Here is a 21,811-nt window from a genome sequence, read left to right as displayed (position 1 = left end):
CCCCCTATCGCCAGACCACGGCGAACACGGCAGTGGCCGCGATCAAACCAACAATCATCGCCAGCGCGTAGTGAGTGACGACTCCCGTCTGGAGCAGCCGCAGCATCCCGCCGCCGTGCAAGATCGAGCGGGCGATGCCGTTGACGACAGCATCCACGCCGTTGAGATCGGCCCGCAATCCGGCCCGCGCCGCCCGATGCAGGAAGGGCAGCGCGACGGTCTCCGACACGTCGCTCACGGCCTTCTCGTAGCTCGCGAGCGGTTTTTCAGCGAGCCACATGAAGCAGCGCGCACCCTTGCGGTAGAACCAGTCGGTGTCGAGGCTGATCGTGTTCTCGGGGTCGAGCGCCTTCAGGAAGAGCACGAAACCCAAGGCGGTGAACATCAACACGCCGAGGCTCTCGGTGACATGGACGCCGGTGTAGGGTTCGAACTCAACCGGATAGGGCAGCAGTGCGTAGAGCGGCTGCGGGAAGATCCCGATCGCGATGCAGAGCACCGCCGCCATGCCCATCGCAGCCAGCATGTTGGGGGGCGGCGGCTCCCGCGCCTCCAGCCCCCGATCCGTGCCGAAGAACATGTAATAGGGGAGCTTGAGCCCGGTGTGCAGGAACGTCCCCGACGATGCCATCGTCAGGGCCAGCACCACCAGCGCGCGGTGATCCTGCCCCGCGGCGGCCACGACCATCGATTTGGTGACGAAACCCGAGAAGAATGGAAATGCCGAGATCGCCAAGGCGCCGACCATGTAGAGGACCACGGTCAGTGGCATGGTCCTGTAGAGCCCGCCGAGTTCGGTGAGCTTGCGACGCCCAGTGACGTAGATCACTGCGCCTGCCCCCATGAAGAGCAGCGCCTTGTAGAGGATATGCGCGAAAGCATGGCTGGCGGCGCCGTTCACCGCCATCTCGGTCCCGATCCCGACGCCCGCCACCATGTAACCGACCTGGCTGACGATGTGATAGGCCAGGAGACGCCGGCAGTCGTTCTCCAGCACTGCGTAGATGACGCCGTAGAGCGCCATCACGGTGCCCAGCCAGACCAGAAGCTCGACCCCCGGGAACGCCCGCGCCAGCACATAAACGGCGGTCTTGGTGGTGAAGGCACTCATGAAGACCGCGCCGGTGACGGTCGCCTCCGGATAGGCGTCTGTCAGCCAGGCGTTGAGCGGCGGCACCGCGGCGTTGAGCATGAAACCGGCAAGGATCAGGTAGGCGCCGGCGCCCATCTCCCCCTCGATCGGGCCGAAGAGCAGTGAGCCGGTGGCGAGGCTGTGGAGAATGACGCCGCCGAGCAGGACAACGCCGCCGGTGACATGGACCATAAGATAGCGGAAGCCGGCGCGGATCGCAGGCCCGCCACGTTGGGCGAAGACCAGATAGGCCGAGGCGAGCGCCATGCCTTCCCAGAACAGGAACAGGGTCAGGTAATCGCCGGCAAACACCACGCCCAGCGCGCTGCCGACATAGACGAACGCTGCGACATGCTGGCCGGCGCGCGGCAGGTGCAGCGCGTAGACCATGCCGATCAGCGCAATAATGGTGAAGACGAGGGCGAAGACCACGCTCAGCTTGTCGACCTTCGCCATCAGGATCTCCTGCCCGATGAACCGCGCCGCGCCGTAGTCGCCCGGCTGCATCGCGAGCACGGCGAGGATCGCCAGCGCCGGGACCAGCAGCAGATAGGCCTTGCGGATCGATCCTTGCAGGAAGGGGATCGGCAGAACGCCGAGAATGAACAACAGGGCGGGATGAAGGAAGTCAGTCATAATAATCCTCGCGCCGCATCAACCCGACCCGATGGCCGAGGAACTTGGACACGAAGATCAGCAGCACACAGGAGCCGAAACCATAGACGGCCGACCAGCCCGGCAGGCGCTCCCAGAGGTACTCGGCGTGTTCGCGGACGACCAGGAAGTCGGCGAGGACGACCAGGACGAGCACCAGGTAGAGCAGCCGACGGCGCTGCTTCGCATATCTCCGGTCACCAAAGAAATCGACGACGCGCCTGATCATCTGATCACTCTTTCCGCCAGGGCGAGGAAATAGTCGGGAAAGACGCCCATCAGCACCGAGAGGATGGCGGTCGCGACCAGCGGGATCGTCACCATCGGAATTTCACGGACCGTTGCCGGGCTCCCCGGCGCCTCCGCACCGAAAAAGGCGGCATAGCTGACCGGCAGGAAATAGGCGGCGTTCAGGACCGAGCTCAGCAGGAGCACGATCAAGAAAGCGATCTCCCCAGCCTCGACCGAGCCAAGCGCCAGATACCACTTGCTGACAAAGCCCGCGGTCGGCGGCGTCCCGATCATGCTGAGCGAGGCGACGAAGAATGCGCCCATCGTCCAGGGCAGCCTGCGGCCGATCCCGGCCATGTCGCTGATGTTGCGTTTGCCGGATGCACACAGGATCGACCCGGCGCAGAAGAACAGCGTGATCTTGGAGAAGCCATGCGCCGCGATGTGGATGATCCCGCCGACCATCGCGACCGGCGACGCTAGAACCACACCCAGCACGATGTAGGAGAGCTGGCTGACCGTCGAATAGGCGAGCCTCGCCTTCAGGTCGTCGCGTGTGAGGGCATAGATCGACGCCATCAGGATCGTGAACGAGGCCAGATAGGCCGTGGCGATGCCGAGCCCCAGCCCATCCACCAACCCCGTGCCGAAGACGTGGAACACCACCCGCAGCACGCAGAACACGCCCATCTTGACCACCGCCACCGCGTGCAGAAGCGCGCTGACCGGTGTCGGCGCCACCATCGCGGCAGGCAGCCACGCGTGCATCGGCATCACCGCAGCCTTGGCGAAGCCGAAGAGGTAGCAGAAATAGACGGCCACCAGCAGCGATGCCGAGGCATCGCTCGCGGCCAGCACCCCCCCCGCCACAAAGTCGAGCGACCCCGCGATGTGGTAGGTCAGCGCCAGTGCGGCGAGAAGCACACTCTTCGATGCGCCCATCAGATAGACGAGATACTTGCGGCTGCCCGCCCATCCCTCCTCGTCCTCGTGGTGGTAGACGAGCGGATAGGTCACGAGGCTGAGCACCTCGTAGAAGATCACCAGCGTGAACAGATTGGCGGCGAAGGCGCCTCCGACGGCTGCCGCAAGGCTGGTGGCGAAGCAGGCGAAGAACCGGGTCTGCGCGTGCTCGTTCAAGTGCCGCATGTAGCCGATGGAATAGATCGCTGCCACGATCCACAGCAGCGACGAGACAGTGGCAAACACCATGCCGAGCGCATCGACCCGGAACGCGAAGTCGATCCCCGGCAGAATCTCGAACAGGCGCAAATCGACCGTCCCGCCCGCCAGCACCGTGGGCGCCATCGAGGCGACGATGGCGAACATGGCGAGCGCCGCCACCGTCGAGACGATGTCGCGGAGTTTCTCGCGGTTGTTCAGCAGGAGAACCGCAAATGCCGCCAGCCCCGCCACCGCAACGGCAAGCAACGGCCGGATCGACATCACAGGGTCCAAGCCGCTATCCTTTCATCATGGTCACGTCGTCGACCTTGAGTGTGGACTTGTTCCTCACGAGGGCGACCAGGATGCCGAGGGCGATCGCAACCTCCGCCGCGGTGATCGCGATGACGAAGATCGCGAAGATCTGCCCACGGAAGTCATTGTAGTAGCGCCCGAACGCGATGAAATTGATGTTGACCGAGTTGAGCAAAAGCTCCAGCGACATCAGCACGATCAGGATATTGCGCCTGATCAGCACACCCGCCGCTCCGATCACGAACAGGAGCACTGCGAGCACGACGTACCACCAGAGCGGCACCATCACCCCTGCTCCTTCCGCGCCAGCACGATGGCGCCGACCAGGGCCGCCAGCAGGATGACGGAGGCGGCCTCAAACGGCAGGAGATAGTCGACGAAAAGCGTCTTGCTGAGCTGCCTGATCTGATCGCCGGTGTGCGTGACGACGGGCTGAGCCACAGAAAAGCGGTCGCTCCAGAGCACCAGAACGAGCATCTCGACCCCGAGCAGGACGAGCAGCACGAGAGCCGGCAAGTTTCCGCCCGGCAGGAAACGCTGCAACACAGCTTCGCGCACATCGATCATCATGATCACGAACAGGAACAGGACCATGATCGCGCCGACATAGACGAAGATCTGGATGACCGCGAGCAGCGGCGCCTCGAGCAAGACGAAGATCGCCGAAATCTGCAGGAAACACGCCATCAGCGCCAGTGCACTGTGAACCGGGTTCCGAGCCAGGACCACAGTCAGGGCCGTGATCACGGACGCCGCGGCGAACAGAAGAAAGAACCCCTGGCCCATAGACGCCGAGCCTCCGGCGTGAACTGCCACTCGGCGCGAAACAGCCGGTTATGAGACAGCTGCGCACTTCAGATGCGCTCGCAAACTGTGCCCTAATCTCGGAATTTTCTCAAGATTGCCGTGGCCTCACGCTGCGTCAGCACCGCTTTGGCAATCTCATCGGCGGCTTCATCCTAGTCCGATGTGACAGTGCGGAGCGTTATGGCGGCAGCTTTGGCTATACCGTCACCTGCAGCGCATCCGCCGGATGGCCGAGGTTTTCATCCACTCGAGCTGTCTCAGAAAATCCATGATACGTCAGCAAGCAGCGACTTCTGATGTTTGCCGACAAAAAGAAACGGCACGGATTTTCCAATCTGTGCCGAGACTTAGCGACGATAGGCTGCAAAATTCTCAGAACGGCATTCTAGAACGGGATATCGTCGTCGAGATGGCTGCTCGACGAACGCCCGCCGCCACCGCTGGACATGGCCGGCTGACGCGCGCCGCCACCGCCGCCCAACGGGCTCGAGCGCCCGAAGGAGCCACCGCCCGAACGGTCCTCGACCGAACCGCCGCCCTCGCCATACTCATCCGATCCGCCCTGCCCGCGGCTGTCGAGAATGGTGAGTTCGCCGCGGAAGCGCTGCAGCACGATCTCGGTCGTGTACTTCTCGACGCCGGACTGATCCTGCCACTTGCGCGTCTGGAGCTGGCCCTCGATGTAAACCTTCGAGCCCTTCTTCAGATACTGCTCCGCGACCTTGGCGAGATTCTCGTTGAAGATCACCACCGAGTGCCACTCGGTCTTTTCCTTGCGCTCACCGGACTGCTTGTCGCGCCAGGTCTCGGACGTGGCGATGCGCAGATTGACGACCGGCTCACCGCTGCCGAGCCGGCGCACCTCGGGGTCGCGCCCGAGATTACCGACCAGAATGACCTTGTTGACGCTACCAGCCATGAGAGGCTCCATTTCCTGCGCACATCTGCAAATCCGATCGGCGACCGGAGCCGGACCCTAGCGTCCGAAGACGTCACTATCAACAATGTTCTTGCTTTGTTCAAGTCTATTTTGCAAAGTTTTCCCCTGTCTTCATCAGGATTCGCGAGGTGGCCGCCGGAGGTCGGGTCAGCCTCGGCTGGCACTGGCACTGGTCGCCGAACCGCACGCCCTACTCCTGACGCTAATTGTCAGGAGAAAGACAGCAGCCTATCCCGCTGCGTGATATTCATGCCTGCCAGACCACCGTGAGGCTGGCATGGCCCGGCATTTGCCCTATCTCTACGCCTTACTCGAACGGACGCCCCGATGGCCCGCAAGACCTCCCTGGCTGAACAAGCCGCCACGCTTGAGGACATGTTCGACCGCAACCGCGCGGCCGATCCGAATGCACGCGTGATTTCCGTGCGCGGCGCGCGCGAGCACAATCTCAAGAACGTCGACCTGGCGATCCCGCGCGACAAGCTCGTGGTCTTCACCGGCCTTTCGGGCTCGGGCAAATCTTCGCTCGCCTTCGACACGATCTATGCCGAGGGCCAGCGCCGCTATGTCGAGTCCCTCTCGGCCTACGCCCGCCAGTTCCTCGAGATGATGCAGAAGCCCGATGTCGACCAGATCGACGGGCTCTCGCCGGCAATCTCGATCGAGCAGAAGACGACCTCGAAGAACCCGCGCTCGACAGTCGGCACCGTCACCGAGATCCACGACTATATGCGCCTGCTCTGGGCGCGTGCCGGCATCCCCTACTCGCCGGCGACTGGCTTGCCGATCGAGAGCCAGACGGTCAGCCAGATGGTCGACCGGTTGCTGGAGCTGCCGGAGAAGACGCGCGGCTATCTGCTGGCGCCGGTGGTGCGCGGCCGCAAGGGCGAATACCGCAAGGAACTGGCCGACTGGCTGAAGCGCGGCTTCCAGCGCGTCAAGATTGACGGTCAGTTCTACGAGATTCCGGACGCCCCGGCCCTCGACAAGAAGTTCAAGCACGACATCGACGTGGTGGTCGACCGTATCGTCATACGCCCCGACCTCGCCGCGCGCCTTTCCGACTCGCTGGAACAGGCGCTGGAGCTCGCCGAGGGCATCGCGGTCTTCGAATACGCCGACGAGAAGGAGGAGAACGGCGAGGCCAGGCGCATCACCTTCTCCTCCAAATTCGCCTGCCCGGTCTCCGGCTTCACCATCCCCGAGATCGAGCCCAGGCTCTTCTCGTTCAACAACCCTTTCGGCGCCTGCCCGACCTGCGACGGCCTCGGCCACGAGATGCGCATCGATGCCGATCTGATCGTGCCCGATGATGCCGTCTCGCTGAAGAAGGGGGCGATCGCGCCCTGGGCCAAGTCGACCTCCCCCTATTACGGCCAGACGCTGGACGCGCTCGCCAAGCATTTCGGCTTCTCGATGACGAAGCCCTGGTCCGAGCTGCCGAAGCAGGCGCACGATGCCATCCTGTTCGGCACCGGCACCGAGTCGGTACGCTTCGCCTATAATGACGGCCTGCGCGCCTATGAGGTGAAGAAGCCCTTCGAGGGCGTCATCACCAATATGGAGCGGCGCTGGAAGGAGACGGAGTCCGACTGGGCACGCGAGGAAATCGGCCGATTCATGTCCGAGACACCCTGCGCCGCCTGCAACGGCTTTCGCCTGAAGCCCGAGGCGCTGGCGGTGAAGATTGCCGGCGGTCATATCGGCGAGATTTCCCGCCTCTCGGTTCGCGATGCGCTGGCCTGGGTCTCCGATCTGCCGCGCCATCTCACGCCGAAGCAGACCGAGATCGCGACGCGCATCCTCAAGGAGATCCGCGACCGCCTGACCTTCCTGCTCGATGTCGGGCTGGAATATCTGACGCTGGCGCGCGGCTCGGGCACGCTCTCCGGCGGCGAGAGCCAGCGCATCCGCCTCGCCTCGCAGATCGGCTCAGGCCTCACGGGCGTTCTCTATGTGCTGGACGAGCCCTCGATCGGCCTGCACCAACGCGACAATGAGCGCCTGCTCGGGACGCTGCGGCGCCTGCGCGACCTCGGCAATACCGTGATCGTCGTCGAGCATGACGAGGACGCGATCCTGACCGCCGATTACGTCGTCGATGTCGGCCCCGGAGCCGGTATCCATGGCGGCGAAATCGTATCGAAGGGCACGCCGGAGCAGATCCTGGCCGACCCGAACTCGCTGACCGGCCGCTACCTCACCGGCGAACTCTCGGTGCCGGTGCCGGCAAAACGCCGCAAGCCGCAGAAGGGCCGATCGCTCAAGATCGTCGGCGCCAGGGGTAACAACCTCAAGGATGTCTCGGTCGAGATTCCGCTCGGGCTCTTCACCTGCATCACCGGCGTCTCCGGCGGCGGCAAGTCGACGCTGGTCATCGACACGCTCTACAAGGCCGTCGCCCGCAAGCTCAACGGCTCGATCGAGCATCCCGCCCAGCATGACCGCATCGAGGGCATGGAGCATCTCGACAAGGTCATCGACATCGACCAGTCGCCGATCGGCCGCACCCCGCGCTCCAACCCCGCGACCTATACCGGCGCCTTCACGCCGATGCGCGAATGGTTCGCGGGCCTGCCCGAGGCGAAGGCGCGCGGCTATCAGCCGGGGCGCTTCTCCTTCAACGTCAAGGGCGGGCGCTGCGAAGCCTGCCAGGGCGACGGCGTCATCAAGATCGAGATGCATTTCCTGCCTGATGTCTACGTCACCTGCGATGTTTGCAAGGGCAAGCGTTACGATCGCGAAACGCTCGAGGTGAAATACCGCGAGCGCTCGATCGCAGATGTGCTCGACATGACGGTCGAGGAGGCGAAGGACCTGTTCAAGGCCGTGCCCTCGATCCGCGACAAGATGGAGACGCTGGCCCGCGTCGGCCTCGGATATGTCCATGTCGGCCAGCAGGCAACGACGCTGTCCGGCGGCGAAGCCCAGCGCGTGAAACTGTCGAAGGAACTCTCGAAGCGTGCGACCGGCCGCACACTCTACATCCTGGACGAGCCGACGACCGGCCTGCATTTCCACGATGTCGCCAAGCTGATGGAAGTGCTGCATGAGCTGGTCGAGCAGGGCAATACGGTCGTGGTGATCGAGCACAATCTCGAGGTCATCAAGACCTCCGACTGGATCATCGACATGGGTCCTGAAGGCGGCGATGGTGGCGGCGAGGTTGTGGCCCAGGGCACGCCGGAAGACGTCGTCAAGGTCAGTCGCAGCCACACGGCCCGGTTCCTCAAGGAGGTGCTGGCGCGCCGGCCGCTGAAGAGGCCGGGCAAGGCACCCGCGCAAGCGGCGGAATAGGTATCGTGAAGGCGCAGCTGCCCCTTGGCTCGCGTGAGACAGCGGCCGACCGGCCGTGCTCCTGCCGGTGATATCCGGCCGGTCCGATCAGCGAGCGCGAATCTGGTCCTTCCATTCTGCGAATGGCCTGGCGAATGGCCTGCGGGGCGTACGGCCCGAAGGCTGAAAGCGCCGAAGCAGGCAGCCATGCGTTCGCAGGCGGCGTAGACCTGCCTGCCCCACGTCCCGCAACGGCGAGTTCGCCGCAGCACCGCTTCCCGATCCAACGGAAGCAACCTGTTCACGCGCCTCGCGGCGCGCCGCCCTCCCCCTTTGCCCACTCCAGCCGCGCCGAGGGCGGCCGTGGGCGCGTGCCGCTGCGCCGCAAGGTCGCACGCGCTTTCCGCCGCCTTGTTTACGCCTCGTTAGGCTTCAGGTTCCATCCCTTGCGAACTCAAAAGGAGATGAAGCAATGATGAGACTGGCGATCCCGGCAACCTTCGTATTCCTCGCGGCTGCGACCGGAGCAATGGCGAATCCGGCCAAGCCGCTCGGTCAGTTCAAAAACTGGAACGCCTCATCCTATGCGAGCGGTAATAGCCAGCGTTGCTATATCTCCAGCAACCCGATCTCCGAAAAACCTGCCGAGCTTCGCCATGGCGACGTATATTTCTTCGTCCAGAGCGGAGAGAGCGCTGGCCGCACCGAGTCGAGTTTCCAGACCGGGTACGACTTCGCCAAGGATTCGACCGTCGAGGTCACGATCGGCGATGAGCGCTTCCGCATGCTGACCACCGGCCGCAATGCCTGGCTCCAGCGCGTCGAACGCGAGGGCGAACTGCTCGCAGCGATGAAGGCCGGCGACGAGATGGTGCTCGCGGCGCGCTCGGCCCGTGGCAACGAGACCAGCTACACCTTTTCGCTGGACGGCGTAACCGCCGCCTCGCGGCTGCTGCAGCAATGCAGTTGATTGCGTCAGTCGGCGCCCGTCAGGCTGCACGCCTTGGCGCCGGACCGACATAGGTTGACTGGGGCCGAATGAGCCGGCCGCCTGCAACCTGCTCCTGGGCGTGGGCGAGCCAGCCGATCGTCCGCCCCATTGCGAAGACGCAGGTGAAGCTGTCGGGCGGGAATGCGAGGGCTTCGAGCAGCAAGGCCGTGTAGAACTCGACATTCGTCTGCAGTGCGCGGTTCGGCTTCCGCTCACGAAGAATAGCCAAGGCGGCCTGCTCGACCGCCTCGGCATAAGCGAGGCGACCGGACTCTGCATCGAGCTGGCGGATCGCGCGCTTCAGCGCATCGGCACGAGGATCACGCACTCGATAGATGCGATGACCAAACCCCATCAGGCGATCACCGCGCTGCAACGCGGCTTCCAGCCAGGCGCGCGCATTGCCTGCCTCGCCGATCTCGTCGAGCATGTCGATCACCGGCCCGGGCGCGCCACCATGCAGCGGCCCCTTCAGCGCGCTGAGCCCGGCCACCATGGCCGAGCCCAGGCCCGCCTGTGTCGATGCGACGACACGGGCGGCGAAGGTCGAGGCATTCAGCCCATGATCGCAAACCGTGACGAGATAGGTGTCCAGCGCCGCGGCCTGCGACGGGCTGGCAGCCTCGCCGCGCATCATCCGCAGGATATCGGCCGAGTGGCCCAGCCGTGCATCCGGCATGATCGGTGCAAGCCGGCGCTGCAGCCGGATGATCGCCGGCGTGAACACCGCCGGCGCCGCCAGGAGGCGCAAGGCTGTCGCAGCATCATCGCCATCGGCCAACCGCGCCATCAGAGCACGAAGCGCTTCGACCGGCGCTCGCCGGATGAGCGTCTCATCGAGGCTGGCCACCTCGCCGAATACATCCACCCGGCTCTGGCCAAGCGCCGCCTCGAAGGCATCACCGGACGGCAGTTCGTCGAAGAAGCCATCGAGCATCAACTGCGCCGTCTCGGCGAAGCTCACACGGCCGGCAAGATCGTCGAGAAGATGGCCCCGGATGACCAGCCGGCCAGCCGCTCCGTCCACGTCCGACAGGACCGTCTCTGCTGCAATGACATTTTCAAGCCCATCCGACATCAGGCACCCCCTTGAAGAACTGCCTTGAAGATCGGTTCAGGCCAAACTAGAATCAATCTTGAACAATAAAATCAACATATGATGGCGAGCGATTGGTTGACCGCGCAGGAGGTGATGACGCGCTTGCGGCTGAAGCCGCAGACGCTCTACGCCTATGTGAGCCGGGGGCGGATTGAAGCCCGGGCAGATGCCGGCGACCCGCGACGCAGCCTCTACCGCGCAGCCGATGTCGCGCGGCTCGAATACCGCAAGTCGCGAGGACGACGAAACGCTGCGATTGCCGAGGACGCCATCGCCTGGGGCGAGCCGGTGCTGGCGTCGAGCATCACGACGATAGCGCACGGGCGGTTGTGGTATCGCGGTCAGGATGCCGAAGCCCTGGCCCGGACCGCCCGTCTTGAGGATATCGCACGCCTGCTCTGGGCCTGCGGCGACGCGCGCTTTCCGCCCCAGTTCAACATCGTCGGTCCGGGAACCGGCAATCAGCGGATATTCGCAATGATCGCGGCGCGCGCCGCAGCAGACCCGGTGATCGGCGGCCGAACTCCGAAGGCCCTGTATTTCGAAGCAGCCTCGGTGCTCGACGCGCTCGTCGATGCGGTTGCCGGCCGCCCCGGCGAAGGTCCCATTCACGACCGCATCGCGCGCGGCTGGGGCTGCAACCCGACGGGCGCCGATTTCATTCGCACCTGCCTTGTCCTGCTGGCGGACCATGAGCTGAACGCATCGACCTTCGCGGTTCGCGTCACGGCCTCGACCCGGGCCTCGCTGGCTGCCTGCGTCCTGGCGGGCCTGTCCGCTCTGTCGGGCCCCTTGCACGGCGGCATGTCAGCCCGGGTTCGCACCTTCTTTGGCGAAGCGCGGCGGGAGGGCGTCGAAGCCGCGGTCCAGTCGCGGCTGGCAGTCGGGATGCCGGTGCCAGGATTCGGACACCCGCTCTATCCGGAGGGGGATCCCCGGGCGCGCGGGTTGCTGTCAGCCTTCGCTCTCCCAGAGGAATACCAGGAGATCCACCGCATCACGGAAACGATCACCGGCGAACTTCCGAACATAGACTTTGCCTTGACGGCCCTGGCCTCCTCGCTTGGCCTGCCGCAGGACGCACCCTTCCAGATTTTCGCCGCGGCACGTTGCACCGGCTGGATCGCCCATGCTCTGGAGCAGTTTCAGACCGGCCGCCTGATCCGGCCGCGGGCGCGCTATGTCGGGGTATCGCCGGGTTCAGCGTGACCGGAATCCGATGACGGCCGCTAAAGCATCGGCCCGAAAAGTGGATTGCGGTTTTCGGGAAAGCCGATGCAAACACAGAAGGATAGACCATCGGAACGGATACGAGATCCGGTCCGATGGTCTAGAGCACACCGTGCCGTTCGAAAACCGAGCGCAAGCTCGCGCCGGCGAGAAGCTCCTCGCGCGTCGTATCCTCCGCCTCGATCTTGGCGAGGGCGAGCTTCACGACCTCCTCGGCCATGCGCTGCGGCACGATCACCACGCCGTCCGCGTCGCCGAAGATGAAATCGCCCGGCTCGACCCGCGCTCCACCGACTTCGACGGTCTCGTCGACCGCCATCATCTCGGCCCGGCCCCGGGTGTCGAGCGGACCGATGCCGCCGTGGAAGAGCGGAAAGCCGAGCTCGCGAATGCGACGCACGTCGCGAACCAGCCCGTCGGTCAGGCAGCCGGCGGCGCCACGCACCATCGAGGCCGTGGTCAGGAGCTCGCCCCATGGCGCGATCCGGTCGGTCGGCCCGTCGCAGGCCAACACGGCGATCTCGCCGGGCTTCAGGCTGTCGATCAGGTCCATCTCGAGTGCGTAGGGATTATGCCCCTCGGGAAGATGATAGCGCTTCATGTAGAGGCCCGTGCGGGCAAAGCCGCAGAGCATCGTCGCGTCGTCGAGCGGCCGCACGAACGGCTTCACCGCCTGGTTGGGAAAGCCGAGCTGATCGAGCACATCGGAAAGAACGGCGGAGTAGAGCCTTCCCTTCAGGGATTCCAGATCAGGCAGGGCGGTCAAGGCTGACATCGCGATCTCCTCATGCGGTGTCAGCTTCCGTCCGCCATTCCTGAGCGTCAAGACGCTCAGAGTTCTGCTGGCGGAACAGGGAGAGGTCCATTCGACCGAAAATCGCCCTGACGCATCTATAGTTGCGACTGGATCGGCAAGAGGCCGACGATGAACGCCAGTGCGCGGCGGGACGGGCCTGCATCCGGTTCATGCCCGAGGCGCCGCGGCTTGCCGTCGCGCATGCCGTTCCAGTGCAAGCCGCCATCCTCGAGCCTGAGCTCGTAGCTCACTTCAGGCGCGGTATCAGCCCGGAAGAGGCGCTGCATCTCCGCTACCAGTTCGGGTTGCTCGAACAGCACGCCCATCTCGGTGTTCAGCGAGGCCGAGCGCGGATCGAAATTGAACGAGCCGACGAAGCCGGTTTTCCGATCGACCGTAAATGCCTTGGTGTGCAGGCTGGCGCCGCTCGAACCGAATGCGGAAATCCGCTGCCGGCTCACATAGCGTTGCAGCTCGAAGAGGCGCACGCCTCCCTTCAGCAGGCGCTCGCGATATTGGGCATAGGCGCCGTGGACTGCAGCGACGTCCGTCGCCGCCAACGAATTGGTCAGGATCGCGACATCGACTCCTCGTTCGACCAGGCCGCTCAGTTGCGCCGTTCCGTCACTGCCCGGAATGAAATAGGGAGAGGTGATCTCAAGCACCTCCCGGCTGGCCGCGATGCTGGGCATGAGCGCGCCCAAAAGCCAGTTCTCCCGCTTGCCACCGAAAGCTTTCTCGGGTGGGTCCGAGATGATCTTCGCGTCGCGCGCCCAGTGAATCTTCTCTGAGAGATTGAGCGTGTCGGCCAGCGACATGCGCTCCCGGACGCGCTCGATATAGGGACGCGCGCGGGCGCTCGTGAGCAGTTTCGCGAGTGCGCTCCGCAAGCGCGCCAGTTTCGGCTGCCGCCAGGTCACGAGGACATCGATCGGGATCACCACATCGCTGTTCCAGAAGGCGTCGAAGACAGTCACCGTCTGCTTCACCGCGGCTCCGACGAGCAGAACGTCGAGATCCTGGAAGTTGGAGGATGTGTCAGCGGCGAAATACTCGTTGCCGATATTGCGGCCACCGACGATCGCTAGCCGACCGTCGCTGATCCAGGCCTTGTTGTGCATCCGCCGCGTGACAGAGACGGCGCGCAGCACCATCTCGATGCCGCGCCGCAGGCCGCCGCGCCGCGCCCGGCTGGGATTGAACAGTCTCACGGAAATGTTCGGATGCCCATCGAGCGAGAGATAGGCGCCGTCCAGCCCGCGGGTGTTGATGTCGTCGATCAGCAGCCTCACCCGTACGCCGCGATCGGCGGCAGCTATCAGCTCGTGTGCGAGAAGCAGTCCCGTCAGGTCGTTCTTCCAGACATAATACATGATGTCGAGGCTGCGCCCCGCACTGCGGGCCGCAACCGCCCTTGCCGCAAAAGCGTCGAGATTTTCAGAGAGCAGCAGGAGGCCGGTTTCGCTCTCGCGCCCGGCGACAAGTTTCGACAGGATCCTGTCCAACAGTGTCTCGTCGTCGGCAACCGCCAGCGCGCTGGACGGCGGCCCCTTCGCACGTCGGGCGAAATGACCATAGGAATAGGTCGCGATGGCCGATGCGAGGGCAAGCAGGCCGGCAAATGCAGCGATGATCAGGAGCAGGTGCATCATGGTCGGGGAGAGGCCGGGTCGTCGCAGCGAAAAACCACTCGGGCGTTCGCGGCAAAGGCTGGATCCAACTCTCCTCTGCTAGATCTGGACGACACATGAACGACCGCCTGCCGGACACAGAATCGAGAACAGGCCGGGACAGGCCGAACAGACTGCATTACGAATCACTCTGTTACAAACAAACCTCTGCCCACCACCCTTCCGCCTAACGCCTCAGGAATCACGTTGTTCATGTTCCGGAAACGTCGGCTCCCGCGGGGGCTCAAATCCCTCGGACCGCTGATGGCCACGGCTTTGCGACAACAGCGCAAGTCCTATTCCAATGGCGATCACCGCGCCGGCCGCAGCAACACGCTGGTCGCCTCCTATAACATCCACAAATGTGTGGGCCGCGACCGGCGTTTCAATCCTTGGCGCACGATGAACGTGATCAAGGAGATCAATGCGGATGTGATCGCGCTGCAGGAGGTCGATCAACGCTTCGGAGAACGTCTGGGCCTGCTCGACCTTCACGTGCTGGAACGTGAATGCGGACTCACGGCCGTGCCGCTCAGGGCCACCCGCAACGGGCATGGCTGGCATGGCAATCTGGTGCTGTTCCGTGACGGCGTGGTCGACCGGGTCGAACAACTCGTGCTGCCGGGCGCCGAACCTCGCGGCGGACTGGTCGTCGATCTGACATTGCGCGCCGGCCCCGTGCGGATCATTGCCGTGCATCTTGGCCTGCTGCACCGCTCGCGGACGCGTCAGGTCCGGAGCATCCTTGCGGCCTCGGAACCACCGGACGGCCGCCCGGTCGTGGTGATGGGCGATTTCAACGAGTGGCGGCTTGGCAGGCACTCGTCCCTGCAGGAGCTTCATCCGGACTTCGGACCGCTCGACGGTGCTGTGGCGAGCTTCCCGACGCGTTTCCCGGTCTGGTCGCTCGATCGCATCATCGCCAACCCCCACAGTCTCGTTTCGCTGATCGAGGTTCACGACAGTTCCCTCGCCCAGATCGCCTCCGACCACCTGCCGATCAAGGCCGCGCTCAGATTGGGACACGCCGTTCGCCCCGAACGCTCCCCCTCCCCGGACGTCGCGACGACCGGCTGGATCGAGCAAAGATCCGACCCCGCGCCCCGGCGGCAAGGCGTGAAGAGCCCCCCTTGAGGAGCGGCCCCGGAGGCCCGATCAGGAACCCTGGGCTCCAGCAACCGCTCTGAGGAAACATCAACACGAGCATCGCCTGTATCGCTGGTTAAGCACACCCGCCATGCATCCAGCCGCCCCGCCAGCGATGGTGCCATTCGATGTCTAACGCTAGATCGCCGTGCGTCCGTTCGGACGCAGGATGGGCGATCTATCTCTTTGTTTGAGCATCGGATTTTTCCGGAAACCGGATTCCACTTTTCGGTCCGATGCTCTAGCGTGCGCGGCAATCGGTCGATCAGCCGGTGACGTTGATGACATCATTCAGGAGGCGAGAGACTTCATGACTGCGACAGCCACCGAGCCGGCAGCGTTGATCGAGGATGCGATTGAACTGCGGACCCATATCGGCCCGGTCAATCCGATCGCCGAGAGCAAGGTGCTGAAACATCTCGATCAGTTCTGCCGCGACTTCATTGCGCTCTCGCCCTTCCTGGTCATCGCCAGCGGCGATGGCACAGGTGGCGCCGATGCCAGTCCGCGCGGCGATGCGGCCGGCTTCGTCAGGGTCCTCGATGACAGGACCCTGCTGATCCCGGACCGGCGTGGCAACAACCGGGTCGACACCTTTGGCAACATCCTCGCGTCACCCGGTATCGGCCTGGTCTTCATGGTGCCCGGCATCAACGAGACCCTGCGGGTGAATGGCCGCGCCACGGTGACGCGCGAGCAGGGTCTGCTCGAACCCTCCACCGTGCAGGAGCGCACCCCGGTCACCGGCATGCTGGTCGAGATCGACGAAGCCTACTTCCATTGTGGGAAGGCGCTGATCCGCTCAAAGCTCTGGGATCCCGCGATGCAGGTCCCGCGTCACAGCTTCCCTTCGCTCGGCCGCATCGTGGCGGAGCAGACCAAGGCGATTGGGGTGGCTGAGGCCGAAGCGAATCTCGCTGAGGGGTACAAATCGCGACTTTACTAGAGTTCTCGCCGCGGGAGCTGCGGGATGCTTGGGGCCAGGCGCCGTATCATCGGCAAAACTCGCTCGGCACTGTTCGCCTGCCTGGTCGGCATCTGCTCGCCGGTCATGCCGGCGAGGCCCGAAGCAGCGGGCCCGGATTTCTGAGCCGTTACCGGCATTGCCGGGAATGATGCCCCGCCTTGCGCCCCGCCCCCAAACCGTCCGCCGCCAGAACGGGCGTGATTCCGTCCGATGGCCGCTTGCTGCAGAATCTCGGCTGCACCGGCGCGCCATCTTTCACGGAGTGGCAGCGAATGAGCCTGAAGCAGCTACGCGCTGCTCAGGCCGGACGATGGTGCAAGGTTCGCTACAACGGCCGCACGGGCTGGGTCCGGGGAAAATTCCTGCGCGAGGACGGCGGCTAAGGCATCGGCCCGAAAAGTGGATTGCGGTTTTTGGGAAAGCCGATGCAAGCACAAAAGGTCATATCATCGGACCGGATACGAGATCCGGCCCGATGGTCTAGACTGGTTGGCCGCGGCCTGGAGCGAAACGACTGAAGCTGCCGGGCGGGCGCCAAGAGGCGCACCACCCGGCGTTGACGGCGTCAGCCGCGCTGCGAGTCGAGCTGCTCCTGGTTCTTCTCGACCTCCTGCGCCTTCATGTAGCTCTCGATGAGGAGCTGATAGGGCGGGAAGACCCTGGTGTAGACCTCCGCCCATTGCTGGGCGTCGTCGCGATGCCAGGTCTGCTGCAGCTCCGAGGCGACGGCCGCGGTGTCCATCGGCACGACCCCGGCCTGGACGACACGGGCAAGCGTGATCTCCTGCGCCATCTTCGAATAGGTGCCGGAGGCATCGATGACCGCGAAGACCTTGTAGCCATCGGCAACCGCGCTGATGCTCGGGAAGGCCATGCAGACGCTGGTGATGGTGCCGGCGATGATCAGCGTCTTGCGTCCGGTCGCCTTCACCGCAGCGACGAAGTCCGGATTGTCCCAGGCGTTGATCTCGCCGCGACGCGCCACATATTTCGCGTGGGGCGCATTCTGGTGGATCTCGGGGATCAGCGGGCCGTTCGGACCCTGCGGCACCGACGCCGTGGTGATCACCGGCATCTTGCTCAGTGTAGCCATCTTGGCCAGCGCAGCGGCATGGGCGCGCAGCGTGGTCATCGGCATGTCCGCGACGGTCTGGAACAACCCGCTCTGATGGTCGATCAGCAGCATCGCGGCATCGTTCGGATCGATGACCGGCCGCTGGCCGTTGAAGTTCGCGATATTCGCAAAGGCGCTCATGGCTGTCCTCGTGTGATCTGGAGTTGATGCGGTTGAGAGGCCCGTCACTTCGAAGCCTTCACCGTGCTGTAGCTGGAGATCAGATTGCGATAGTCCGGAATGTGGTTGGCGAAGAGCGCTCCCAGACCTTCGACATCGTTGCGCCAGTCGCGGTGCAGTTCGCAGGCGACGCCGAACCAGGTCATCAGCTGCGCGCCCGCTTCCGACATACGGTTCCAGGCCGAGTGCCGGGTGATCTCGTTGAAGGTGCCCGAGGCGTCGGTCACGACGAAGACGTCGTAGCCTTCGGCCAACGCGGAAAGCGCCGGAAATGCCACGCAGACCTCGGTCACCACGCCCGCAATGATCAATTGCTTGCGCCCGGTCGCCTTGACGGCCCTGACGAAATCCTCGTTGTCCCAGGCGTTGATCTGGCCCGGACGCGGGATGAAGGGAGCCGAGGGGAAGATCTCCTTCAGCTCAGGAACCAGCGGTCCGTTCGGACCGTCCTCGAAACTGGTCGTCAGGATGGTGGGCAGTTTGAAGTATTTGGCGAGGTCGGCAAGCGCCAGAACGTTGTTCTTGAACTGATCAGGGCCGATATCGCGAACGAGCGACAGCAGGCCCGCCTGATGGTCGACAAGCAGCACCGCAGCATTGTCCTTGTCCAGGCGCGTATAGGGCTTGGTCATTGTCATGATCCTTGCTGGTCTTGAGGTTCCGCAATCTGGGCGGCGATTGCGCCGCCCCCCCAGGAATGGCCCCGGCGCGGACATCCGGAGCCTCCTGTCTCAGCGCCCGTCCGCGGCCTGCGGGATGGCGCCGAACCGGCCGCTCTGGAAATCGAGCATCGCCTGACGGATCTCCTCGACCGTGTTCATGACGAAGGGACCATGCATGGCGACCGGCTCGTCGATCGGCGCGCCGCTGACGATCAGCACCGCGGCGTCGCTGTCGGCCTCGAGGGTCACCTCGCCGCCAAGCCGGTCGAACAGGATGAACTGTGCTTCCCGCGCCTTGTCCGCGCCGTTGATCAGGATGTTGCCGCGCAGCACGACGACGCCGAGGGTGTGGCCTTCCGGCAGGACGAGCGAGGTTGCCCCGTCGCGCTGCAACTGAAGGTCCCAGATATTGATGGGCGTGAAGGTATGCGCCGGCCCGACATGATCTTGGTAATTGCCCGCGATCACCCTGAGCGTGCCTGCCCCATCGGACAGCTTCACGGCAGGGATCTCCTTGTCGAGCAGCGTCTGGTAGCCGGGAGGTGCGCTCTTGTCCTTGGCCGGGAGGTTGACCCAGAGCTGAACCATCTCGAGCGTGCCGCCCCTGCGGGTAAAGGCTTCCGAGTGGAACTCCTCATGCAGGATTCCTGACGCCGCCGTCATCCACTGCACGTCGCCGGGGCCGATCAAACCGCCCTTGCCGGTTGAATCGCGATGTTCGACCTCACCCTGATAGACGATGGTCACCGTCTCGAAGCCGCGATGCGGGTGCGTGCCGACACCACGGGGCTGAGCGGCCGGCGCGAACTGTGCCGGCCCGGCATAATCGAGCAGCAGGAACGGGCTGACATGCTCGCCCTGGCCGGCATGCGAGAACATCGAACGGACGGGAAAGCCATCCCCGATCCAATGGGGGTGGGGGCTGCTGAAGACCCCGAGAACCTTTCTCATTGCGTTTCTCCTTGGGAGCACTGCAAAGGCGTTGCGTTGGCCAGAAGAATATGAGCGAGACAAAACAGCCGGTAGACGGCATTATCTGGCTACAGCGTCCTATCAGCAGGACAATGGAGCATCCGGTGCAGGATCTGAACGATCTCTATTTCTTCGCTCAGGTCGTCGACCATCAGGGCTTTGCCGCGGCAGCCCGGGCGCTGGGAATGCCGCGCTCGCGGCTGAGCCGCCGGCTGGCGCTGCTTGAGGAGCGACTGGGCGTGCGCCTCGTGCAGCGCTCGACGCGACGCTTCGCCGTCACCGAGATCGGCCGTGAGTATTATCGCCATTGCGTCGCGATGCTGGTCGAGGTCGACGCAGCACAGGAAGCGATCGAGCGGGCGCGGGCCGCACCTCAGGGCATCGTGCGCGTCGCCTGCCCGTCAGCTGTGCTCTATTTTCAGGTCGGCGGCATGGTCGCCCACTTCCTCGCAGCCTGGCCCAGGGTCGAGGTGCGACTGGAAAGCACCAATCGGCGCGTCGACGTCATTCACGAAGGCTTCGACATCGCCATCCGGGTTCGTTTCCCACCACTGGAGGAAAGCGAGCTGGTGATGAAGGTTCTGGCCGAGAGCACGCAGCGGCTGGTCGCAGCGCCGCGCGTGCTGCAGGGCCTCTCGCGACCTCTGGTTCCGGCCGACCTCAGCGCTTTGCCCAGCCTGTCCTGGGGAGATCCGCATCAGGAGCATGAATGGCGCCTCAGCGGACCAAGCGGCGCCGCGGCCGTCATCCGGCACGCACCCCGGTTGGTCACCGAGGACATGGTCGCCCTGCGGCTTGCCGCCCTCCAGGGCGTCGGCATCGTCCAGCTCCCGACGATGGTGGTCCAGGACGATCTGCAAACGGGAACGCTGGTTGAAGTTCTGCCGCGCTGGGCGCCGCGCGCCGGCATTATCCACGCCGTGTTTCCGTCGCGGCGCGGTCTCCTGCCATCCGTCCGCGCCTTGCTTGATTTCCTGGCCGCCGAATACGCGGTGCTTGACCGGGCCGAGAAGGAGGCCTTCGCCGTTACAGGCGGACCGTGACCGCAACGGTCAGATCGCATCATAAGCTTGCCGAGGGCCGCTCGATCGCCGCACGCAGCAACAGATAGAGCACCAATGCGTTCAGCAGGTGCCAGAGCCAATGCGTGCCGGAGGGAACGGCCTGGCACAGAACCAGGTCCAGCGTGCGCAAGGTGAGCGACAGCGCGAAGACAAGCCCGGCGAGGCCGATCAGACCTGCAGCGGGATCGCCCCCGTTCCGCCTCCGCACAGCGAACGCGACCCCAAACAGCGCCAGCACAAAGGAGACATATCCGGCCGAGCCGCGCATGCCGGGCGGCAGCAGCGCGCCAAGCCCCGCCTCGAGCAGGACGGACGCGAGAACGAAAGCCAGTATACCGCCGACAGCGACAGCAGGCCGCACCCGCATGAAACGAACGAGAGCCAACCCGAAATAGGAGAACGCGAAGAACTGGATCGGCAGCACATCGGCCAGCAGCGTCCAGCGCTGCGGCATGGTGTGGAACAAGAACGAGCCGATACCGATCATCAAGACAAGCGCAATCAGCGCGGCCGCCGGCCAGTCGCGTCGCCTCGAGCGCTGACAGAGCAGAAGGCCTGCAATCGCCGCCAGGATAAAGGCGCCATTGCTGAGCGCGTTCATCGGCTCGGCCCAGAAGGCCTGGCTGGCGCGTTCGCAGTAGCCAACGGGCATGATCGCTTGTGGCGGCACCAGCAGTTCCTCCAGCGTCGGCCGCAGCCTGCCACAGCGCCCCGGCGGCGGCGATGCAACCGCGACATTGCAGCGCAACATAAACCTTGACGCAAAAGCGTGACCACCGCGGAAACCGGCCCGTGCCGGGTTCATCCGATTCGAGTCAGGCGCGCATGGCAGGACACTGCATACCGCCTAATTTTGAACCACCCTGGAATCCAGCACTTGATGGAGAGCCGTCATTGAACATTATTTAGGCAGTCAGCGTTGCTTGGTTAATGGTTTCCTACGCAACGGACGCGGGGCGTGGCAAAAATGTAAAGGGTTGGTTAAATAGCCATGCGCAAATCGCATAACGGAACTGATATCCTGCCCCTGCAATTAGCACGCAGCCTCCCTTATATGCAGTGCACAACGAATTCATCGTTGTCGGGCCAGAAATGACCCCGGCACACAGGAGCCAAGCCAATGTTCGTCACCATGATTGCTGCTAAAATCCGCGCCTATCTTCGCTATCGCGAAACCGTCCGTGAGCTGTCGCGTCTGACCGACCGCGAGCTGGACGATCTCGGCCTGTCCCGTTCGGAAATCCAGTACGTCGCCCGTTCGCACGCTGCCTGATGACTGTCCGCGCCTATCGAGACTAAAGTTTCTCCTGGGCCTGCGTCCTCCCCGCGGTCCGGTCGAAGAGCGAATGCCCGCCTCCTCCCAGGCGGGCATTTTGCGTTTCAGGGCTGCGTCACAGACGC

21 protein-coding genes are annotated in these 21,811 nt (G+C 64.2%); 8 read left to right on the top strand and 13 right to left on the bottom strand.

Annotated elements, in window-relative coordinates; all coding sequences use genetic code 11:
- Window positions 1-4 precede the first annotated feature (4 nt).
- From FG93_RS06250 to FG93_RS06225, 6 genes are all read right to left on the bottom strand, one after another.
- A complete protein-coding gene (locus tag FG93_RS06250; RefSeq protein ID WP_043233018.1) occupies window positions 5-1,768 on the bottom strand; it encodes a Na(+)/H(+) antiporter subunit D in 1,764 nt (587 codons plus the stop codon).
- Window positions 1,761-2,015 (bottom strand): hypothetical protein, encoded by a 255-nt coding sequence (locus FG93_RS06245; protein WP_043233017.1) that lies wholly within the window; start codon window positions 2,013-2,015, stop codon window positions 1,761-1,763. Before FG93_RS06245 ends, FG93_RS06250 begins: the two co-directional genes overlap by 8 nt.
- Entirely contained in the window at window positions 2,012-3,475 is a 1,464-nt protein-coding gene (locus FG93_RS06240; RefSeq protein ID WP_043233015.1) for a monovalent cation/H+ antiporter subunit D family protein, read from the bottom strand. The genes FG93_RS06245 and FG93_RS06240 overlap by 4 nt, the downstream gene beginning before the upstream one ends.
- Window positions 3,476-3,479: 4 nt before the next feature.
- Window positions 3,480-3,782: an NADH-quinone oxidoreductase subunit NuoK gene (gene nuoK / locus FG93_RS06235; protein WP_043233013.1), complete on the bottom strand. Its 303-nt coding sequence runs from the start codon at window positions 3,780-3,782 to the stop codon at window positions 3,480-3,482.
- On the bottom strand, window positions 3,782-4,282 hold the full coding sequence (locus FG93_RS06230; protein WP_043233012.1) for an NADH-quinone oxidoreductase subunit J: 501 nt from the start codon (window positions 4,280-4,282) through the stop codon (window positions 3,782-3,784). Before FG93_RS06230 ends, nuoK begins: the two co-directional genes overlap by 1 nt.
- A 406-nt stretch (window positions 4,283-4,688) precedes the next feature.
- Window positions 4,689-5,222, bottom strand: a complete 534-nt coding sequence (locus FG93_RS06225; RefSeq protein WP_043233065.1) for a single-stranded DNA-binding protein — start codon at window positions 5,220-5,222, stop codon at window positions 4,689-4,691.
- 396 nt (window positions 5,223-5,618) lie between these two features.
- On the opposite strand from FG93_RS06225, the gene uvrA reads away from it, so the two are divergent.
- Window positions 5,619-8,540, top strand: a complete 2,922-nt coding sequence (gene uvrA / locus FG93_RS06220; protein WP_043233063.1) for an excinuclease ABC subunit UvrA — start codon at window positions 5,619-5,621, stop codon at window positions 8,538-8,540.
- A gap of 451 nt (window positions 8,541-8,991) precedes the next feature.
- Window positions 8,992-9,489 carry an invasion associated locus B family protein gene (locus tag FG93_RS06215; RefSeq protein WP_043233010.1) on the top strand — a complete coding sequence of 166 codons (498 nt, stop codon included), beginning with the start codon at window positions 8,992-8,994 and terminating at the stop codon, window positions 9,487-9,489.
- Window positions 9,490-9,508: 19 nt separating this feature from the next.
- On the opposite strand, the gene FG93_RS06210 is transcribed toward FG93_RS06215, so the two are convergent.
- The gene (locus FG93_RS06210) at window positions 9,509-10,588 is read right to left on the bottom strand and encodes a citrate synthase/methylcitrate synthase (protein ID WP_043233008.1); all 1,080 of its coding nucleotides are present in this window, start codon (window positions 10,586-10,588) and stop codon (window positions 9,509-9,511) included.
- 96 nt (window positions 10,589-10,684) lie between these two features.
- Between FG93_RS06210 and FG93_RS06205 the strand changes: the two genes are divergently transcribed.
- Window positions 10,685-11,818, top strand: coding sequence for a citrate synthase family protein (locus FG93_RS06205; protein WP_244448512.1), 1,134 nt, complete (start codon window positions 10,685-10,687; stop codon window positions 11,816-11,818).
- Window positions 11,819-11,939: 121 nt separating this feature from the next.
- On the opposite strand, the gene FG93_RS06200 is transcribed toward FG93_RS06205, so the two are convergent.
- Both FG93_RS06200 and FG93_RS06195 read right to left on the bottom strand, forming a co-directional pair.
- Complete coding sequence (locus FG93_RS06200) at window positions 11,940-12,614, bottom strand: RraA family protein (protein WP_043233061.1); 675 nt, start codon at window positions 12,612-12,614, stop codon at window positions 11,940-11,942.
- A gap of 116 nt (window positions 12,615-12,730) precedes the next feature.
- The gene (locus FG93_RS06195; protein ID WP_043233060.1) at window positions 12,731-14,284 is read right to left on the bottom strand and encodes a phospholipase D family protein; all 1,554 of its coding nucleotides are present in this window, start codon (window positions 14,282-14,284) and stop codon (window positions 12,731-12,733) included.
- Between the two features lie 285 nt (window positions 14,285-14,569).
- On the opposite strand from FG93_RS06195, the gene FG93_RS06190 reads away from it, so the two are divergent.
- From FG93_RS06190 to FG93_RS32315, 3 genes are all read left to right on the top strand, one after another.
- On the top strand, window positions 14,570-15,439 hold the full coding sequence (locus FG93_RS06190) for an endonuclease/exonuclease/phosphatase family protein (RefSeq protein ID WP_081881338.1): 870 nt from the start codon (window positions 14,570-14,572) through the stop codon (window positions 15,437-15,439).
- 322 nt (window positions 15,440-15,761) lie between these two features.
- Window positions 15,762-16,397 (top strand): pyridoxamine 5'-phosphate oxidase family protein, encoded by a 636-nt coding sequence (locus FG93_RS06185; RefSeq protein WP_043233004.1) that lies wholly within the window; start codon window positions 15,762-15,764, stop codon window positions 16,395-16,397.
- 179 nt (window positions 16,398-16,576) lie between these two features.
- Complete coding sequence (locus FG93_RS32315) at window positions 16,577-16,801, top strand: SH3 domain-containing protein (protein WP_152579336.1); 225 nt, start codon at window positions 16,577-16,579, stop codon at window positions 16,799-16,801.
- 182 nt (window positions 16,802-16,983) lie between these two features.
- Here FG93_RS32315 and FG93_RS06180 read toward each other — a convergent pair whose 3' ends face one another.
- The 3 genes from FG93_RS06180 to FG93_RS06170 all read right to left on the bottom strand — a co-directional run bounded on the left by FG93_RS06180 (window position 16,984) and on the right by FG93_RS06170 (window position 19,325).
- The gene (locus FG93_RS06180; RefSeq protein ID WP_043233002.1) at window positions 16,984-17,673 is read right to left on the bottom strand and encodes an isochorismatase family protein; all 690 of its coding nucleotides are present in this window, start codon (window positions 17,671-17,673) and stop codon (window positions 16,984-16,986) included.
- 44 nt (window positions 17,674-17,717) lie between these two features.
- Window positions 17,718-18,344 carry an isochorismate family cysteine hydrolase YcaC gene (gene ycaC, locus FG93_RS06175; protein WP_043233001.1) on the bottom strand — a complete coding sequence of 209 codons (627 nt, stop codon included), beginning with the start codon at window positions 18,342-18,344 and terminating at the stop codon, window positions 17,718-17,720.
- A 99-nt stretch (window positions 18,345-18,443) separates the two neighbouring features.
- On the bottom strand, window positions 18,444-19,325 hold the full coding sequence (locus FG93_RS06170; RefSeq protein ID WP_043233000.1) for a pirin family protein: 882 nt from the start codon (window positions 19,323-19,325) through the stop codon (window positions 18,444-18,446).
- Window positions 19,326-19,450: 125 nt separating this feature from the next.
- Here FG93_RS06170 and FG93_RS06165 point away from each other — a divergent pair, with 125 nt between their 5' ends.
- Complete coding sequence (locus tag FG93_RS06165) at window positions 19,451-20,389, top strand: LysR family transcriptional regulator (protein ID WP_043233058.1); 939 nt, start codon at window positions 19,451-19,453, stop codon at window positions 20,387-20,389.
- A gap of 19 nt (window positions 20,390-20,408) precedes the next feature.
- Here the strand turns inward: FG93_RS06165 and FG93_RS06160 are convergent, their stop codons facing one another.
- The gene (locus tag FG93_RS06160) at window positions 20,409-21,080 is read right to left on the bottom strand and encodes a ceramidase domain-containing protein (RefSeq protein WP_244448511.1); all 672 of its coding nucleotides are present in this window, start codon (window positions 21,078-21,080) and stop codon (window positions 20,409-20,411) included.
- A 450-nt stretch (window positions 21,081-21,530) separates the two neighbouring features.
- Between FG93_RS06160 and FG93_RS31690 the strand changes: the two genes are divergently transcribed.
- Complete coding sequence (locus tag FG93_RS31690) at window positions 21,531-21,683, top strand: DUF1127 domain-containing protein (protein WP_113515780.1); 153 nt, start codon at window positions 21,531-21,533, stop codon at window positions 21,681-21,683.
- Window positions 21,684-21,811 lie beyond the last annotated feature (128 nt).

The organism is Allobosea sp. LC85 (assembly GCF_000735605.1).
Lineage (GTDB): Bacteria > Pseudomonadota > Alphaproteobacteria > Rhizobiales > Beijerinckiaceae > Allobosea.
The sequence above is the reverse complement of the archived record's forward strand: the minus strand, read 5'-3'. Positions and strand labels throughout refer to the sequence as shown.

Bases quoted from the DNA above. Each gene is read 5' to 3' on its own strand.
- FG93_RS06200 (WP_043233061.1), bottom strand. From the start codon at position 12,614: ATGTCAGCCTTGACCGCCCTGCCTGATCTGGAATCCCTGAAGGGAAGG.
- FG93_RS31690 (WP_113515780.1), top strand. From the start codon at position 21,531: ATGTTCGTCACCATGATTGCTGCTAAAATCCGCGCCTATCTTCGCTAT.
- nuoK (WP_043233013.1), bottom strand. From the start codon at position 3,782: ATGGTGCCGCTCTGGTGGTACGTCGTGCTCGCAGTGCTCCTGTTCGTG.
- FG93_RS06225 (WP_043233065.1), bottom strand. From the start codon at position 5,222: ATGGCTGGTAGCGTCAACAAGGTCATTCTGGTCGGTAATCTCGGGCGC.
- FG93_RS06245 (WP_043233017.1), bottom strand. From the start codon at position 2,015: ATGATCAGGCGCGTCGTCGATTTCTTTGGTGACCGGAGATATGCGAAG.
- FG93_RS06185 (WP_043233004.1), top strand. From the start codon at position 15,762: ATGACTGCGACAGCCACCGAGCCGGCAGCGTTGATCGAGGATGCGATT.
- uvrA (WP_043233063.1), top strand. From the start codon at position 5,619: ATGTTCGACCGCAACCGCGCGGCCGATCCGAATGCACGCGTGATTTCC.
- FG93_RS06170 (WP_043233000.1), bottom strand. From the start codon at position 19,325: ATGAGAAAGGTTCTCGGGGTCTTCAGCAGCCCCCACCCCCATTGGATC.
- FG93_RS06250 (WP_043233018.1), bottom strand. From the start codon at position 1,768: ATGACTGACTTCCTTCATCCCGCCCTGTTGTTCATTCTCGGCGTTCTG.
- ycaC (WP_043233001.1), bottom strand. From the start codon at position 18,344: ATGACCAAGCCCTATACGCGCCTGGACAAGGACAATGCTGCGGTGCTG.
- FG93_RS06195 (WP_043233060.1), bottom strand. From the start codon at position 14,284: ATGCACCTGCTCCTGATCATCGCTGCATTTGCCGGCCTGCTTGCCCTC.
- FG93_RS06190 (WP_081881338.1), top strand. From the start codon at position 14,570: ATGGCCACGGCTTTGCGACAACAGCGCAAGTCCTATTCCAATGGCGAT.
- FG93_RS06215 (WP_043233010.1), top strand. From the start codon at position 8,992: ATGATGAGACTGGCGATCCCGGCAACCTTCGTATTCCTCGCGGCTGCG.
- FG93_RS06230 (WP_043233012.1), bottom strand. From the start codon at position 4,282: ATGGGCCAGGGGTTCTTTCTTCTGTTCGCCGCGGCGTCCGTGATCACG.
- FG93_RS06180 (WP_043233002.1), bottom strand. From the start codon at position 17,673: ATGAGCGCCTTTGCGAATATCGCGAACTTCAACGGCCAGCGGCCGGTC.
- FG93_RS06210 (WP_043233008.1), bottom strand. From the start codon at position 10,588: ATGTCGGATGGGCTTGAAAATGTCATTGCAGCAGAGACGGTCCTGTCG.